This is a genomic window from Pseudothioclava nitratireducens (assembly GCF_029210495.1).
GTDB classification, from domain to species: domain Bacteria; phylum Pseudomonadota; class Alphaproteobacteria; order Rhodobacterales; family Rhodobacteraceae; genus Pseudothioclava; species Pseudothioclava nitratireducens.
The window spans coordinates 119,041-133,843 of record NZ_JARGDK010000002.1; the positions used below are offsets into that span (position 1 = coordinate 119,041).

Consider the following 14,803-nt stretch of genomic DNA (forward strand, 5'->3'; position numbering starts at 1 on the left):
CCGCGAGGCCAGAGAAGGCAGCGCCCCCTCCACCAGTTCAGGCAATCTCGCCGCCTTGGCGGGCAGAGACTTCAAGCAGGCCCATCATGTAGCCAGCGACCGAGCGGAAGCAGATGATCGAGAGTTCTTCCGACCCCGACCGCCAGATCGCGGCTGCAACCTGTGCCGCGCGGGTGCGGCGCATCTCGCCTTCGGGAAGCGTTTCGAAATCGACCGGGCAGAGCTTCATCAGCACCTGATCCGCCTTCTCCCCCGAAACTCTGAAAAGCGCACGGGCATCCGACACATCGGTCACCAAAGCGTGCTCTTTGGCGAGCGCCTCTGCGAGTTGCGCAGTTACGCCCGAAGCATCGGCGTAATCGCACAGCAGCAGGAGTTCATCCGGGCTCATCCAGGCGAGAGCGCGCCCTTCCGCTGTCACAATCCGACGCTGTGCAGGCACAGAGAGTCCCATGCCTTTCACTACCTTGGCGAGCGATTTCGACTCAAGATCGCAGCGGATTGCGATCATGCCCTTGAGGCCCTGTTCGGCGACCTGGGCGAAGCCTTGGGCCTTGGCCCCGTTCAATGCGCTGACCGGTTCAGACATTCTGCTTCTCCCCGTCCTTGTCGTAGAAGCACGGATCGACGATCCGCGCCTGATGCACTGCGCCATTGTCGCCGGGGAAGTCGATCACTTCGCCCGTGCGCTCGGGGCCATGTTTCACCAGACCCATCGCAATCCCGCGCTTGAGCGTCGGCGAGTAATAGGTCGAGGTGACGCGACCCTGCACATTGCGCTGACCGTTTGCATTGTGCCCCTCGGCCACGGCGTAGACACCATCGGGCAGCACCGACCCATCCACGGTTTCAAGCCCGACGAGCTTCCAGCGCTCGGGGTCGGTCATATGCGAGCGCTCCATGGCGCGCTTGCCAAGGAAGTCCTCTTTCTTCTTCGAGATCGCCCAGTTCAGGTTGAGATCCTGCGGGATCACCGTGCCGTCGGTCTCGTCGCCGATCATGATGAAGCCCTTTTCGGCCCGCATCACGTGCAGCGCTTCGGTCCCGTAGGGCATCGCGCCAAAGGCCGCACCCTCAGAGTTCAGCGCCTCCCACAATGCCAAGCCGTAGCTTGCGGGCACCGCGATCTCGTAGCTGAGTTCCCCCGAGAAGGAGATCCGGAAGATGCGCGCGGGGATACCCGCCAGCGTGCCCTCGACGTATTGCATGAAGGGCAGCGCCTCTTTGGAGACATCCATCCCGCCCAGCTTCTCAAGCAGGTCACGCGCCTTCGGACCGACCACGGCCACTTGGGCATATTGCTCGGTCAGGTTGGCGGTATAGACCTTCCAGTCCCACCATTCGCATTGCAGCCAGTCCTCCATCCAGGCATGGATACGATCCGCCCCGCCCGAGGTGGTGTGGCACAGCCAGCTATCCTCGGAAAGGCGCACAACGACCCCGTCATCCATCAGGAAGCCGTTTTCGTTGCACATCAGCCCGTAGCGGCATTTGCCCACCGCCAGATTGGACATCATGTTGGTGTAGAGCATGTCGAGGAACTTGCCCGCATCCGGCCCTTTGACCACGATCTTGCCCAGCGTCGAGGCGTCGAGCAGACCGACATTCGTCCGGGTGTTCGTGATCTCGCGATTGACCGCATCGCGGTGGCTTTCGCCCGAGCGCGGGTAGCAATAGGGGCGGCGCCAGAGGCCGACCGGCTCCCAATGGGCGCCACGCGCTTCGTGCCATTCGTGCATCGGGGTGCGGCGCAGCGGCTGGAAGATTTCGCCGCGCGCCTCGCCGGTGACCGCACCAAAGCTGATCGGGGTGTAGGGCGGGCGGAAGGTGGTGGTGCCGGTCGCCGGGATCGGGCGGCCCAGCGCATCCGAAAGGATCGCCAAGCCATTGATATTCGAAAGTTTCCCCTGATCCGTCGCCATGCCGAGCGTGGTGTAGCGCTTGGTATGCTCGACCGACTCGTAGCCCTCACGGGCGGCGAGCTGGACGTCCGAGACCTTCACGTCGTTCTGATAGTCAAGAAACGCCTTGAAGCGCAGCGCATCCGGCGCGCCTGCGGGCATCAACCAGACCGGCGCCATCGGTCCCTCCTCGTCGGATGCCGCACCGATCCCGGCCTCGTCCATGATTTCCGACAGGCGCAGATGTCCATTCGCGGCCCCCACCGGCTGCGCGATCGGGCCGCCATCGGCCCCGGTTGGCGGACGGGTCGTGTCGGGGCGGAACATGGCATGCGCCTCGTCCCAGGTCAGCTTGCCGCCGCAATGCGACCACAGGTGCACGACCGGAGACCAGCCGCCCGACATCGCGACGCAATCGCAGTCGATCTGCTTGACGACCGAGCCCTCACCCGCCTGGCGGCAGATCTCGACCCCGGTCACATTGGTCTTGCCGAGGACACGGGTGATGCCGTGGCCCTCCATGACCTTGATCCCGCGACGGCGCGCCTCGTCGACCAGAGGTCCGGCGGGCATGTCGCGCGCGTCGATGATCGCCGGCACCGCAAGACCCGCGTCAAGCAGCGCGAGCGCCGTGCGATAGGCGTCGTCGTTATTGGTCACCACAACGGTGCGGTCGCCACAGCTCACCGCCCAGTTCACAAGGTAATCGCGCACGGCCGAGGCCAGCATCACGCCCGGAATATCGTTGCCCGCGAAGGAGAGCGGACGCTCGATCGCGCCGGTCGCGGTGATGGTCAGGCCAGCGCGGATACGCCAGAGGCGATGGCGCGGACGACCATCGCCCGGCGTCGTGTCGCCCACGCTCTGATAGCCGATGACATAGCCATGATCGTGCAGACCGGCCGCCATGGTGCGATTGCGGAGCGTCACATTCTCCATGCTTTCAAGCTTTTGCAGCGCGTCTTTCACCCAGGCCTCGGCGTCCAGACCGTCGATCTGGCCGCCATCGACAACGGCGCGGCCACCCCAGTGGGGCGTTTGTTCAAGCACGATGACGCGCTTGCCCGCGCGCCCGGCCTTGAGCGCCGCCGCGAGACCCGCGACACCGCCGCCCGCCACAAGCACGTCGCAATAGGCATAGGCCTGCTCGTAGCGATCGGGGTCGCGCTCTTTCGGCACGGCGCCAAGCCCCGCCGACTGGCGCACGATCGGCTCGAACACGTGTTTCCATGCAAAGCGCGGGAACATGAAGGTCTTGTAGTAGAAGCCCGCCGGGAACAGCCGGTAGAGCTTGTCGTTGATCGCGCCGACGTCAAACTTGAGGCTCGGCCAGTGGTTCTGACTGGTGGTCTCGGCACCTTCGAACAGCTCGGTCGTGGTGGTGCGCTGGTCCGGTTCGAACCGTGCGTTGCGGCCAAGGCCGACAAGCGCGTTCGGCTCTTCGGCCCCGCTCGCCACGATGCCGCGCGGGCGGTGATACTTGAAGCTGCGCCCGACCATCGTCTGGCCCGCGCCCAGAAGCGCGGAGGCCAGCGTATCCCCGGCGAAACCGCGCAGCGGCTGGCCGCTGAAGGTGAAGCTGAGCGATTTGGAACGGTCGATCAGGCGACCGCCTTTGGGCAGACGTGTGCTCATTTATAGCCCTCCCAACCGGGGCGTTTGGCCTTGATGGCGGCAATGATGTCGGCGGGCGGCTCTTTGGTCTGGGCGGAATAGGTGCCGAAGACCTCGAGCGTGGCGGTGCAGCGCGCGGCGAGGAACCACTTGCCGCAGCCATTGGCATGGCGCCAGCGCTCGAAATGCACGCCCTTGGGGTTCTTGCGCGCGAACATATAGCTCTCGAACTCTTCGTCGCTGGAGCCGGGGCCGAAGCGCTTGAGATGCGCCTCGCCGCCCGGGGCGAGTTCGGTTTCCTCGGCGGTCACGCCGCAATAGGGACAGGTGAGCGTCAGCATGTCGGCAGACCTTTCTGGGTGGTGAGGCCGGGGGCGCCGCCCCCGGACCCCCGGGATATTTCGGGCAGAATGACAGGAGAGAGGCCGCTTGGGCGCGACGATGCGGGGGGGATGTTCGGAGCGACCATCAATGCGCCACCCCGGCCGCGACGCTCTCGTCGATGAAGCGGCCTTCCTTGAAGCGGTTGAGACCGAATTCGGCCGCAAGCGGCCCCGGTTCGCCCTTGGCGACCAGTTCGGCCATCGCAAAGCCCGAGCCGGGGATCGATTTGAAGCCGCCGGTGCCCCAGCCACAGTTGACGAAGATATTGCCGACCGGGGTTTTCGACAGGATCGGCGAGCGGTCGCCGGTCATGTCCACGATGCCGCCCCATTGGCGCAGCATCTTGAGCCGCGAGATGATCGGGAAGGTCTCGACCAGCGCGCGGGTGGTTTCTTCGACATGGTGCCACGAGCCGCGCTGCGTGTAGTTGTTGAAGCCATCGGTGCCGCCGCCGATCACCATCTCGCCCTTGTCGGATTGCGACATGTAGCCGTGCACGGTGTTGGCCATGACGACCACATCCATGCAGGGCTTGATCGGCTCCGAGACCCAGGCTTGCAGCGCCGCCGACTCGATCGGCAGCCGGAAGCCCGCCATCTCTGCCAGGACCGAGCTATGGCCCGCGACGACGATCGCCAGCTTGCCGCAGTCAATCGAGCCTTTGGACGTATCGACGCCGACCACCTGACCGCCTTCAGTGCGGATGCCAGTGACTTCGCACTGCTGGATGATGTCCATGCCCATGTTCGAGCAGGCGCGTGCATAGCCCCAGGCCACCGCATCGTGGCGCGCGGTGCCGCCGCGTTCCTGATAGAGCGCCCCCAGAACCGGGTAGCGCGGGCCGTCGATATTGATGATCGGCACGAGGTCCTTGACCTCTTGCGGGCCGATCCAGCGGGTTTCGACGCCTTGCAGGTTGTTGGCATAGACGGTGCGCTTGTAGCCGCGCACCTCATGCTCGGTCTGGCCGAGCATCAGCAGGCCGCGCGGGCTGAACATCACGTTGTAGTTGAGATCCTGCGACAGGTCCTCATAGAGCGCACGGGCCTTTTCGTAGATCGCCGCCGAGGGGTCTTGCAGATAGTTCGAGCGAATAATGGTGGTGTTGCGCCCGGTATTCCCGCCGCCCAGCCAACCTTTTTCGATCACCGCCACATTGGTGATGCCGTGGACCTTGCCGAGATAATAGGCCGTGGCAAGCCCGTGGCCACCCGCCCCCACCACGATCACATCGTAGCGTTTCTTGGGTTCAGGGCTTTTCCACGCCTTCTCCCAGCCGGCGTGGAAGCGCAGCGCCTCGCGCGCGACCGCAAACATTGAATAGCGTCTCATGCCCGGCTCCTTGGCTACGCGGGGGCGAATCTTGCCCCGGTTCATCTTTTGATGGACCCGCGCACTGGGTTTTTTCTACCCCTAAGCGGCAAATGAGGGAAAAAACCGACATCGCCCTGCGACAAGGCGCACCACTCACGCGCTTGGGACTTTCGTGGGCGGCGCAACTCGCCTAAACGGGGGAGCAAGGAGTAGGAGACGCCATGCTGTTCTGGATCATGACCGCCGCCCTTGTGGCGCTTGTCGGGCTTTTGTTTGTTCTCGCGCTGATGCGCCGCAAGGCCGGGGACGAGATGTCGAGCGCCGCGTATGACGTGCAGGTCTATCGCGACCAGTTGCGCGAGGTGGAGAAGGATCTGGCCCGTGGCGTGATCCCCGCCGAAGAGGCGGAGCGCGCGCGGCTGGAAATCTCACGCCGGATGCTCGAGGCCGACCGCGCCGCGCAGCAGGAAACCGAGAGCGCCCGCGCACCCAAAGGGGCGACCGCTGCAATCCTCGTGCTGATTGCCGCCGTGATGAGCGGATCTTTCTATCTCTATCAACGGCTTGGTGCGGCGGGTTATCCCGATCAGCCCTTTGCCGAACGCATCGCCATGGCCGATGAAATCTATCAGAATCGTCCCTCGCAGGACGAGGCTGAAAAGACCGCCGCCGCGGAGCGCCCCGCCCAACCCGAACCCGATCCGCAGTTTCTGGAGCTGATGGAGCGGCTGCGTCAGGCGGTCGCGGACCGACCGAATGAGCGGCAGGGCCTGGAGCTTCTGGCGCGCAACGAGGCGGCGATCGGCAATTACCGGGCCGGCTGGGAAGCGCAGCGGCGGCTGATCGCGCTTGAGGGCGAAAACGCCACCGCCGATGACTATGCCGCACTTGGTGAGCTGATGGTGGTCGCGGCGGGGGGGCTGGTCACGCCCGAGGCGGAATCGGCGTTTTCGGGCGCGCTGGAACGCGATCCGCGCAATGGTCTGGCGCTCTATTACATCGGGCTGATGATGGCGCAGAACGCGCGCGGCGACCGCGCTTTCCGGATCTGGGACAGCGTGCTGCGGCAAGGGCCGGAAACGGCACCCTGGATCCCGATGATCCGCCAGAATATCGAAGAACTCGCATGGATCGCCGGCGAGCGGAATTATGAACAGCCCGCGCCCGTGGGTCTCGGCCCGACGCTGGACGACCTGCTCAAGGCCGCACAGGCACCGATGCCCGAAGCGCGCGAGATGATCCTGCGTGAGAAGCTGGAATCGCTGAACTCCAAGATGGCGCGGCAAGGCGGCTCGGCTGAAGATTGGGCGCTGCTGATCGCTGCGCTGAAGCTGGTGGGCGACGCAGAGCGCATGGACGCGCTTTGGGGTGAGGCGCAGACCGTCTTTGCCGAACGTCCGGCGATGCTCGATATCGTGCGCGCCGCCGCCGAGGGCGATCTGAACGATCTGGCAGCGGCGCTGGGGGATACCCGCGCACTTGGGGCCCCCGATGCCGAGCAGATGGAAGCCGCAGCCGACATGACCCCGGAAGAGCGTCAGGAGATGATCCTCGGCATGGTGGACGGGCTGGTCGAACGACTCGAGAGCGAGGGCGGGAATGCCGCGGAATGGTCGCGTGCCATCTCGTCGCTGGCCACGCTGGGAGAGACCGGGCGCGCCGCCGAAGTCTATGCCAAGGCGCAAGCGGCATTGGCTGGCAATGATGTGGCGCTTGGCGCCATCGACGAGGCCGCCGCCGCGGCAGGGATCGCCCAGTGATCTGCGAGGATATCGAGAGCTTCGCCGCCACCCTGCCCCGATTGGGCGCATTGGCGGGGCTGGACCTTGGCACCAAAACCATTGGCGTGGCGGTCTCTGACCGGATGCGTTCGGTCGCCACGCCGCTCTCGACCATCCGGCGCGAGAAGTTCACTCTCGACGCCGCGGCGCTGCTGAAAATCACGACGGAGCGCGAGATCGTCGGCCTGGTCCTTGGCCTGCCGCGCAACATGGACGGCTCCGAAGGTCCGCGCTGCCAATCGACACGCGCTTTCGCACGCAACCTTGAAAAACTGACACAGCTCCCCATAACGTTCTGGGACGAACGGCTCTCGACCGTGGCCGCGGAACGCGCCATGCTCGAAGCCGACCTGACGCGCAAGAAACGCGCCGAACGGATCGACCATGTCGCCGCCGGGTTCATCCTGCAAGGCGCGCTGGACCGGCTCGGCTATCTGGGAACGACATGAGCGACGATATCTGGAAACGCAAAGAGATCGAGAGCCCCTGCGTGAAGCTTTGCTCGATCCATCCGACCGAGAAAATCTGCGTTGGCTGCTATCGCACGCTCGAGGAGATCGGGAACTGGTCACGGATGATGCCGGAAACCCGTCAGGCGATCATGGCAAGCCTGCCCGAGCGCGCGCCCCGTCTGCGCCAGCGCCGCGGTGGCCATGGGGCCCGTGTGAACGAGTAAAACCGCCTATTTGCGCGGGAAGACGAAGCAGCGGTCACGCCGGATCATCAGCCACATCGCTGTGCCGGGTTTCGGCAGAAAGACATTGGGCACCGTCGCGCGCAGGATCGAGCCGTCAAAATCCATGCGGAATTCCACAAGGCTCTCGCGCCCCATGAAGCGCGCGCGTTCAACCACGCCGCGCGCGGGCACCCCGTCTTGCGGCGTCGGGTTCGGCCCGCGGCCCGCCCGGTCGAAATCAATCTTGAGATGCTGCGGCCGGATCACGATATCGACCTGTGTCCCGTCCGGATGCCCCGGCATCAGGAAATCCCCGAAAGGCGTCTGCGTCAGCGCCCCACGCACTTCGCTGGCCAGCACGTTCACATCCGAAAAGAAGGCCGCCGCCGCCCGGTCCACCGGCGCGTTGTAGAGGTTATAGGGCGCCCCGCGCTGCACGATCTTGCCGTTGCGCATCAACAGGATCTCATCCGCCATCCGCATCGCCTCATGCGGCTCATGGGTGACCAGAAGAACCGCTGTTCCCTCTTCCTTCAACAGCTCCAGCGTCTCGTCGCGGATACCATCGCGCAACCGTTCATCCAGCCCCGAGAAGGGCTCGTCCATCAAGAGGATACGGGGCCGTGGCGCAAGCGCGCGGGCCAGCGCCACACGCTGCTGCTCACCGCCTGAAAGCGCATGCGGGAAGCTGTCGATATGCTTGGACAGATGCACCCGCTCCAGCAACTCGGCGACCCTGGCACGTTTTTCCTCGCGGCTGCCCTTGAGGCCGAAGGCCACGTTATCGGCCACCGACAGATGGGGGAACAACGCGAAATCCTGAAACATGAGGCCAATCGCGCGCCGCTCTGGCGGGATGCGAAAGACCGTGTCGCAGACCAGATTGCCATCGACGAAGATCTTGCCCTCGTCCTGCATATCGACGCCCGCGATCATCCGCAGCGTCGTCGATTTTCCGCAGCCCGAGGGGCCAAGCAAACAGGTCACCTGACCGGATGGGATCGTGAAAGAGACATCGTCCACCACCATCTGCCCGTCGAAACGGCGACGAAGCCCCTGCACCTCAAGGCGCGGCGCTTCCGAAGCGGGGGCGGTCGGTGGAACAGGGCTGCTCAACGGCGGTATCCGATCAAATCACTCGGGGTTTTTGCGGGGATAGCAGGGCCATCCCCGCCGCGCAAGCCGAAGCGCCTAGATCGTCTGATTGGCCGCACCCCCATCGAGCAGGATATTCTGACCGACGATGAAACCGGCATGCTGCGAACACAGAAACGCACACATCGCCCCGAACTCCGCCGCCGTGCCATAGCGCCCCACTGGAATCGTCGCCATCCGCCGCGCTGAGGCCGCTTCGAGGCTGATCCCATCCGCTTCGGCCACCGGACCATCGAGCGCCTTGATCCGGTCCGTGGCATGGATGCCCGGCAACAGGTTGTTGATCGTTACCCCCTGACCCGCCACCTGCCGCGCGGTTCCGGCCACGAACCCCGTCAGACCCGTGCGGGCCGTATTCGACAGGCCAAGCTGCGCGATCGGCGCGCGCACCGCGGCCGAGGTAATATTGACCACCCGCCCCCAGCCCTGCCCCATCATCGCGGGCAGGACCGCCTGCATCATCGCCACCGGAGCCAGCAGATTCGCATCGAGTGCGGCGATGAAATCCTCGCGCGTCCAGTCGGCCCAGACTCCGGGCGGCGGCCCGCCCGCATTGTTGATCAGGATATCGACCTCTCCGGCCGCCTCGAGCACCGCGGCGCGCCCCTCGGATGTGGTAATATCTGCCGCAACCGGGGTCACGGATACGCCGTAGCGCGCCCTGATCTCATCGGCCGCGCGGGCCAACGCATCGGCGCCGCGTGCATTGAGCACAAGCTCCACCCCCGCCTCTGCGAGAGCCTCTGCGCACCCCCGGCCCAGCCCCTTCGATGCCGCGCAGACAATCGCGCGTTTGTCTCTCAGCCCCAGATCCATCTGTCTCTTCTCCATCCATTGACGCCCGATGGGCGACAGTCCACGTCCACGCGACCTATCGGCATCGATCCGCGCCTTGACGTTTGGGTAACGACTTGGTTAACCCGCGATCAGCTTTTTGTATCTAGTATCCCTACGTACCCACAGGAACCCCGGACCCATGCCGCAGACCACTTCTCCGCCGCCGCAGGCCGTCCACGTCTTTGACGCGGATGAGATTTGGGTCACATCGGGGGCCAATCACGGTGACGGTCTGGGTCTGGCGGACGAAACCGAGGCCGGCGATATCTACCAGCTTGAGCCGAACGCACGCCCGCGGCGGCTCAGCCTTATCTCGGCGCAAAACGGGCAGCACCAGATTGCTCCCGGCTCACGTATCGGCGCGCCCGGCGATGAAATCCGGCTCATCGCACGCCATGTGATGATGGCGCCGGACGGCGATATGGTCGATATCCTTCTGATCGAACATCTGGCCGCGCCCGCGATCTACGCGCTGCCACTTTCACCGATTGCCGCACGCACCGATTATACCCTGCTCGAAAGCCACGAAGATCCGGGCGAGGTGCAACTTTCAGACCTCGTCTGCGTCGCCTTCACGACCGGCACGATGATCACCATGGCCGGCGGCGCTCAGCGCCCGATCGAAGCGTTGCGCCCCGGCGACCGCATCCTGACCCGCGACAGCGGCCCACAGGCACTGCAACTGGTCGCCAAGGCCACTTTGCGCGCGATTGGCAGCTTCGCACCCGTCGTGATCTCGGCGGGCACGCTCGGCAATGATGGCGACCTCGTGGTGAGCCCGCATCACCGCATTTTCCTCTACCGACGCGGTGAAGATCGCCTGGGCGACGCCTCGGAAATCCTCGTGCAGGCGAAGCATCTCGTCGATGGCGAGAATGTCTGGCGGCGCGAGGGGGGCTATGTCGATTATTACGCGCTCGTCTTCTCCCGGCATGAAATCATCTATGCCGAAGGTATTCCCTGTGAAAGCCTGCTGATCTCGGAGGCGACGCTGCCGCTTCTACCACAGGACCTGCGCAGCGAGATCACCGCGCGCCTGCCGAACCTGCGCCATCGCCCGCATTTTTCGACAGAAGCGACGCGGGAGATCCTCGAACAATTCGGCCGCAAACGAATTTTCCGCAAGCACGATCAGGACTGAGCGCCGCACGCCTCAGGCATCGAGATCGATCCAGACCGGCACATGGTCCGAGGGTTTCTCGCGCCCGCGAATCTCCTTGTCGATCCCGACCTCGCGCAAGAGATCAGCAGCCTGCGGGCTCAGCAGCAAATGGTCGATCCGGATGCCGTTGTTGCGCTGCCATGCGCCCGCCTGATAATCCCAAAAGGAATAATGCCCCGCTTCAGGCACGCGGGTGCGGAACGCTTCGGTAAAGCCGAGATTGAGAATCCGGCGAAAGGCCGCGCGGCTCTCGGGGCGCGCCAAGGCATCCTCGCGCCACGCCTCGGGCTTGGCCGCATCCATATCCTGCGGGATGATATTGTAATCGCCCGCCATCACGACCGGCTCCTCGCCCGCCAGCAAGTCCAAGGCCCGCAGACGCATCCGCTCCATCCACGCCAGCTTGTAATCGTATTTCGGCCCCGGCACCGGGTTCCCGTTCGGTAAATACAGCCCGCAGACGCGCACCGCCCGATCCCCGATCACGGTCGCTTCGATCCAGCGCGCCTGCTCGTCGCGGTCATCCCCCGGCAGCCCGCGCGCGACATCCTCGAGCGGCAGACGCGAGAGGATCGCAACCCCGTTGAAACTCTTCTGGCCATGGGTCTCGACCCGGTAGCCCATATCCTCGAACAGCTCACGCGGAAACGCCTCGTCGACGGATTTGATCTCCTGCAACAGCGCCACATCCGGCTCCGCCTCGCGTAGCCACGCCTGCAACGCCTCGAACCGCGCCTTGATCCCGTTGATGTTGAATGTCGCGATCTTCATAAGGCCCCCGCTCGGCTATCCCCCCGTGATAGCCGGAAGCTCTGGGCGACCACAACCCAAAGCCCTCTCACGCTGCCCGAAATATCCCGGGGGTGAATGGCGCGCAGCGCCAGAGGGGGCAGCGCCCCCTGCAACCGTCTCACATCGAAAACGAAATCCCGCAGCCGCAGGACGAGGTCGCATTCGGATTCTCGACCACGAAGCGCGCGCCGATCAGCTCATCGGTGAAGTCGATCACGGCGTTTTCCAGAAACGGGAGCGAAACCGGGTCGATCAGCACGCGCTGGCCCGCCCCTTCGAGCACCAGATCATCCTCCGCGACCGCCTCGGCCAGCGTGATCTCATACTGAAAACCCGAGCAGCCGCCCCCCTCCACCGCAACCCGCAGCGCCTTGGGCGCGGATTGGGCGGCATTGATCTCGGCCAGTCGCGCAAACGCGCGCTCGGTCACTTTCGGCGGAAGCGTAAGGTCCATCACATCACCTGTTCATTGCGCGCCATCCTATATAAGCTCAGGAAAAGGCGCCACAAGAAGCGGCGCAAACTGTTGTGAGGACGAGCCGGATGCTCAAACCCTATGCCTGCCACCCCGAGGCCAGCCGCGGGCGGCTCCACCCCGAGAGCATTTCGACCTTTCGCTCGCCGTTTCAGCGCGACCGCGACCGGATCATCCACTCCTCGGCCTTTCGTCGCCTCAAGCACAAGACGCAGGTCTTCGTCGAACATGAGGGCGATTACTACCGCACCCGCCTGACCCACACGATAGAGGTGGCCCAGGTCGCACGCACCATCGCGAATGCGCTTGGCCTCAATACCGATCTGGCCGAGGCGGTGGCGCTCAGCCATGATCTCGGGCACCCGCCCTTTGGCCATACCGGCGAGGATGCGCTCCATGAGCTGATGGCACCTTACGGCGGCTTCGATCACAACGCGCAGGCGCTGCGGATCGTGACGCGGCTGGAGAAGCACTACGCGAATTTCGACGGGCTGAACCTCACATGGGAGACGCTCGAAGGGATGGCCAAGCATAACGGTCCGATCACCGGGCCGCTGAGCTATGCGCTGGCCGAGGTCAATGCCGAATGGGATCTGGAGCTGCACACAAACGCCTCCGCCGAGGCGCAGGTCGCCGCCGTGGCCGACGATTGCGCCTATAACCACCACGACTTGCATGACGGGTTGCGCGCGGGCCTTTTCACCGAGGATGACCTTTGTGAGTTGCCAGTGATTGGCGAGTGTTTCGCCGAAGTCGACCGCCTCCATCCCGGCCTCGAACCCATGCGCCGCCGCCATGAGGCGCTGCGCCGGGTCTTTGGCGTGATGGTCGAGGATGTGATCGCGGTCGCGCAGAACCGGCTGACCTCGCTCAACCCGCAATCGGTGGACGACATCCGCGCGATGGAGGGGCCGATCATCCGCTTCTCAAAGCCGCTCTACCAGAATATCAAGGCGATCAAGAGCTTCCTCTTCACCCGGATGTATCGCGCACCCAGCGTCGTGGTCGAGCGCAAGCGCGTGACCGGAATGGTCAATGCGCTCTTTCCGCTGTTCCTGGAGCAGCCGGAATTGCTGCCCGAGGACTGGCAGGACGACGTCGCCCGCGCCCGCATCCGGGGCGGCGACATCACCAGCGCCGAGGGCAAGACCGAGATGGCGCGGGTGGTCCTCGACTACGTGGCGGGCATGACCGACCGCTTCGCCATTCAGGAATATCACCGGCTGATTGGCCCGGAGGGCTAAACCCGCAGAGGGGGCGCTGCCCCCTCGGGCCTCCGGCCCTCACCCCCGGGATATTTGAGGCAGACTGACAGGCTCAGGCGCTCAGGTAGCTTGCGAATTCGGGATGGGCCTCGACCCAGCCCGCGACCTCATCGTAATTGCCGATCAGATCGGAGAGCGGCTTGTCCACCATCTTCTTGAGCTTGGGCGTCAGGTCGTGCTGCGTGACCCCGAGATAGTCCTGAATCCGGGCGAAGGTCGCCGGCTGGCTCTCGGGGGATTGCAGGTCGCGCTCATAATTCAGTTCGAGATAGTCGAGCCCGTTGAGCGCGGCGCGTTCTTCCTCACGCAGGCGCAGCCGGTTCGGAATTCCCTTTTCCAAACGGTCGAGCGGCAGCGGCATCTTGGCGGGCGCCCCCCCGCCCCCGTCTTTGGGCATGTGATACGCCCCGCTCGCCTCGGCAAAGACATTCGAGACGACATGGCGCAGCGCGTTCTCGCGCCAAAGGTAGAGGATCTTCCAGCCGTGATCCTGCATCTCGCGCAGGAAGCCCCCGACATCGGTGACCCGCTGCCACGCGGTGAGTTGGTAGATCTTGACATGGAAGCCATAGCAACGCGTCGGCGCGGCGCGGGCCATGTTCTCGGCGTAACGGCGGGTAAAAGCCTTGGGGCGGTCGAGGATCTCGTCGTCGCAGCGGATCTCGGGATGGCGGTTGAGCGTCGAGGTCAGAAGCGTGGACCCCGTGCGCCCTTGTGCGAAGATCAGGAATTTCTGCTCAGGCGTCGGCGCGCGGGCACGCAGCGCGGTCCCGACCTCATTGCGCAGGCCTTCCCACGCCAGACGGGCATAGGGGCGGCATTCGTAAGCTTCGGGCATCTCCTTGGGACGAAAGAACATCGCGCTCCCCTTGTGGGCCGGGCGAGGCGCCCTATCCTTTTGGGAAGCCTCGCAGGGGGCGCGCTGCGCTGTCAAGACCGGCGCCAGGCGGATCACGCCACGACGCGGGGAACCCGGCGCGCTGCCTGCACGTTGGGCAGTCCAAAGCAGAGGGGAGACCGAAATGATCAAGAAATCCGCATCCGCCCGTTGGGAAGGCCCGATCAAAGAGGGCAAAGGCACGATCTCGACGGAGAGCGGCGCGCTCGCAGACCAGCCCTACGGGTTTGGCATGCGCTTCGAGGGCATGCCCGGCACCAATCCCGAGGAGCTGATCGGCGCAGCCCATGCCGGTTGCTTCTCAATGGCGTTATCGAAGGAACTCGCCGAGGCGGGGGTCGAGAATATCGGCATCGACACCAAGGCCGTGATCTCGCTGGAGAAGCAGGAAGGCGGCTTCACCATCACTCGCTCGCAGTTGACGGTGCATATCACCGGCTCAGGCGATGAAGGTGCGATCCGTGCCGCAGCCGACGCCGCCAAAGCGGGCTGCCCGGTCTCGCGGGTACTCAATTGCGAGATCGGAATGGACCTTACGATCGGCTAAAC

The 14,803-nt window shown here is 64.6% G+C and carries 15 protein-coding genes; 6 read left to right on the top strand and 9 right to left on the bottom strand.

Annotation, left to right across the window (positions count from 1 at the left end):
• Positions 1–37 precede the first annotated feature (37 nt).
• The 4 genes from P0X85_RS02770 to P0X85_RS02785 form a co-directional block, all read right to left on the bottom strand.
• Complete coding sequence (locus P0X85_RS02770) at positions 38–589, bottom strand: sarcosine oxidase subunit gamma (RefSeq protein WP_275808093.1); 552 nt, start codon at positions 587–589, stop codon at positions 38–40.
• Positions 582–3,536: a sarcosine oxidase subunit alpha family protein gene (locus tag P0X85_RS02775; protein WP_275808096.1), complete on the bottom strand. Its 2,955-nt coding sequence runs from the start codon at positions 3,534–3,536 to the stop codon at positions 582–584. Before P0X85_RS02775 ends, P0X85_RS02770 begins: the two co-directional genes overlap by 8 nt.
• Complete coding sequence (locus P0X85_RS02780; protein WP_275808099.1) at positions 3,533–3,856, bottom strand: sarcosine oxidase subunit delta; 324 nt, start codon at positions 3,854–3,856, stop codon at positions 3,533–3,535. Before P0X85_RS02780 ends, P0X85_RS02775 begins: the two co-directional genes overlap by 4 nt.
• 127 nt (positions 3,857–3,983) lie before the next feature.
• Complete coding sequence (locus tag P0X85_RS02785) at positions 3,984–5,231, bottom strand: sarcosine oxidase subunit beta family protein (protein WP_275808102.1); 1,248 nt, start codon at positions 5,229–5,231, stop codon at positions 3,984–3,986.
• Positions 5,232–5,434: 203 nt separating this feature from the next.
• Here P0X85_RS02785 and ccmI point away from each other — a divergent pair, with 203 nt between their 5' ends.
• Genes ccmI through P0X85_RS02800 form a run of 3 tightly spaced genes read left to right on the top strand, consistent with a single transcriptional unit; the run spans position 5,435 to position 7,670 of the window.
• Entirely contained in the window at positions 5,435–6,973 is a 1,539-nt protein-coding gene (gene ccmI, locus P0X85_RS02790) for a c-type cytochrome biogenesis protein CcmI (RefSeq protein WP_275808105.1), read from the top strand.
• Complete coding sequence (ruvX, locus tag P0X85_RS02795) at positions 6,970–7,443, top strand: Holliday junction resolvase RuvX (protein WP_275808108.1); 474 nt, start codon at positions 6,970–6,972, stop codon at positions 7,441–7,443. Before ccmI ends, ruvX begins: the two co-directional genes overlap by 4 nt.
• Complete coding sequence (locus P0X85_RS02800) at positions 7,440–7,670, top strand: DUF1289 domain-containing protein (protein WP_275808111.1); 231 nt, start codon at positions 7,440–7,442, stop codon at positions 7,668–7,670. The genes ruvX and P0X85_RS02800 overlap by 4 nt, the downstream gene beginning before the upstream one ends.
• A 6-nt stretch (positions 7,671–7,676) precedes the next feature.
• On the opposite strand, the gene P0X85_RS02805 is transcribed toward P0X85_RS02800, so the two are convergent.
• Both P0X85_RS02805 and P0X85_RS02810 read right to left on the bottom strand, forming a co-directional pair.
• Complete coding sequence (locus P0X85_RS02805; protein ID WP_275808801.1) at positions 7,677–8,699, bottom strand: ABC transporter ATP-binding protein; 1,023 nt, start codon at positions 8,697–8,699, stop codon at positions 7,677–7,679.
• Positions 8,700–8,861: 162 nt separating this feature from the next.
• Complete coding sequence (locus tag P0X85_RS02810) at positions 8,862–9,641, bottom strand: SDR family oxidoreductase (RefSeq protein ID WP_275808804.1); 780 nt, start codon at positions 9,639–9,641, stop codon at positions 8,862–8,864.
• 160 nt (positions 9,642–9,801) lie between these two features.
• Here P0X85_RS02810 and P0X85_RS02815 point away from each other — a divergent pair, with 160 nt between their 5' ends.
• Positions 9,802–10,803: a Hint domain-containing protein gene (locus tag P0X85_RS02815; RefSeq protein ID WP_275808114.1), complete on the top strand. Its 1,002-nt coding sequence runs from the start codon at positions 9,802–9,804 to the stop codon at positions 10,801–10,803.
• A gap of 12 nt (positions 10,804–10,815) precedes the next feature.
• Here P0X85_RS02815 and xth read toward each other — a convergent pair whose 3' ends face one another.
• Positions 10,816–11,595, bottom strand: coding sequence for an exodeoxyribonuclease III (gene xth, locus P0X85_RS02820; protein WP_275808117.1), 780 nt, complete (start codon positions 11,593–11,595; stop codon positions 10,816–10,818).
• Positions 11,596–11,734: 139 nt separating this feature from the next.
• Complete coding sequence (locus P0X85_RS02825; protein ID WP_275808120.1) at positions 11,735–12,070, bottom strand: HesB/IscA family protein; 336 nt, start codon at positions 12,068–12,070, stop codon at positions 11,735–11,737.
• An 89-nt stretch (positions 12,071–12,159) separates the two neighbouring features.
• Between P0X85_RS02825 and P0X85_RS02830 the strand changes: the two genes are divergently transcribed.
• A complete protein-coding gene (locus P0X85_RS02830; RefSeq protein WP_275808123.1) occupies positions 12,160–13,335 on the top strand; it encodes a deoxyguanosinetriphosphate triphosphohydrolase in 1,176 nt (391 codons plus the stop codon).
• 73 nt (positions 13,336–13,408) lie between these two features.
• On the opposite strand, the gene P0X85_RS02835 is transcribed toward P0X85_RS02830, so the two are convergent.
• Entirely contained in the window at positions 13,409–14,215 is an 807-nt protein-coding gene (locus P0X85_RS02835) for a hypothetical protein (RefSeq protein ID WP_275808128.1), read from the bottom strand.
• Positions 14,216–14,378: 163 nt separating this feature from the next.
• Between P0X85_RS02835 and P0X85_RS02840 the strand changes: the two genes are divergently transcribed.
• The gene (locus P0X85_RS02840; protein ID WP_275808131.1) at positions 14,379–14,801 is read left to right on the top strand and encodes an OsmC family peroxiredoxin; all 423 of its coding nucleotides are present in this window, start codon (positions 14,379–14,381) and stop codon (positions 14,799–14,801) included.
• Positions 14,802–14,803: the final 2 nt, after the last annotated feature.